This is a genomic window from Mesorhizobium sp. M5C.F.Ca.IN.020.29.1.1 (assembly GCF_003997375.1).
GTDB lineage: Bacteria > Pseudomonadota > Alphaproteobacteria > Rhizobiales > Rhizobiaceae > Mesorhizobium > Mesorhizobium wenxiniae.
This window is the reverse complement of record NZ_RZSW01000961.1, coordinates 1-1,341: the sequence shown is the minus strand read 5'-3', so window position 1 is coordinate 1,341 and position 1,341 is coordinate 1. Positions and strand designations below refer to the sequence as shown.

The 1,341-nt window shown below is 64.7% G+C and carries 2 pseudogenes; both read left to right on the top strand.

Annotated elements, in window-relative coordinates:
* Nucleotides 1–717 (top strand): annotated as a pseudogene (locus EOA85_RS35405) (hypothetical protein); the annotation flags it as partial.
* 112 nt (nt 718–829) lie between these two features.
* Nucleotides 830–1,341: pseudogene (locus EOA85_RS35400) on the top strand (hypothetical protein); the annotation flags it as partial.

Genomic DNA, 1,341 nt, shown 5'->3' with positions numbered 1-1,341 from the left:
GCCCCACCCGCCCTCACCTTTCGCTTCGACCGAGCCGACGGTTATTGGCTGCAGGGCTATGCCGAATTCCTGATGGCGCAGGCGGATTTCTGGCTGGCGCATGATTTCAGGAACGCCTTCGACGGTTCGTTCCATATGCTGTTTCCGCGCGCCAAACTGCCGCTGCAGGACACGCTTGTTCCGCCGGACGGCGGCATGAGCGGCGGCATGTTGTCGTCCGAATGGCGCATCGCCGACTTCATTTCGCTGGTTCATCTGGTCAACTGGCCGGTCGTCGAACCGGAGCGCCGGCAGGCGGCACGCCGCCATCTCATTGAGATGATCAGGCTGTCGCGCGAAGACTGGAAGGCGATCCGCGCCGAGACCGACAACGACCGTGAATGGCTGCCCGGCCCGCAACAGAAAGGCGCGAGCCCGCTCACCGGCCTGGAGGTCGGCGAGGAGCAGGTCCAGGCCTGGCACGCCGCGCTTGATTTGGCTGAGGACCTGCTCGACGGCCGCACCTTGCTGCCGCATTTCCGCTTCGCCGACAAAGGCATCAATATGAAGCGCTTCTTCGACGAACCAAAGCCCTTCGACTTGGTGCTGTCGATCACCGGGCCGGCCATCGCGCCCTATCTCGAGAGCGGAAAGATCCTCACCAGCGAGGAGTTCGACCAGATCCAGCGCCAGTTTGGCAGCGCCGGATTTTTGACATTTGCGCTGTGGTTCAACTGAGGGCGCGTTTTGACATCACTCCTGACACCCTTGTGTCAGCAGCTTGGTTTCGTCTCGCGCCCCTCACCACTCCGCTCTTTCCATTTTGGCAGATGCCTCCCATATTTGGGACATGGCCAAACTTCCTGATAAAAACACGCCGTCGCCGGCGCGTGACGATCGCGCTTCGCCGCCCAAGCGGCGCAGTCCGCTGACCGATTTTCTCGATGCGTCGGAGCCGCTCCACAAGGGCGGTTTTGCCGAGGCGCCGCAGGCCGAGCTTTCCGGCGCGCCGCTGACCGGCTCGATCGCCGATTGGGCCGAGCAGATCGAGCAGGAGGCCGAGAAGGAAGGGCGCCAAGTCTCCCCTCTTGAGGGGGAGATGTCGCCGAAGGCGACAGAGGGGGTCGGCAAAGGAAGCGCTCAACATGAGGGGTCGCCGAGCGCTGCCGCACCGACCCTACCCGGCGGCTCCGCCGCCACCCTCCCCTCAAGGGGGAGGGAAGGCGCCAAGCAAAAAAAGATCCCCGAACGCTCCTCCTCCCCCGGCCGGACGGCACGCGGCACCTCGATGGGCGGCGCGGCTTCGGCCAGAGAACGCGCCGCGGCCGGCCTCAATCCGGTCGCCGGCCTCGATGTTTCGCT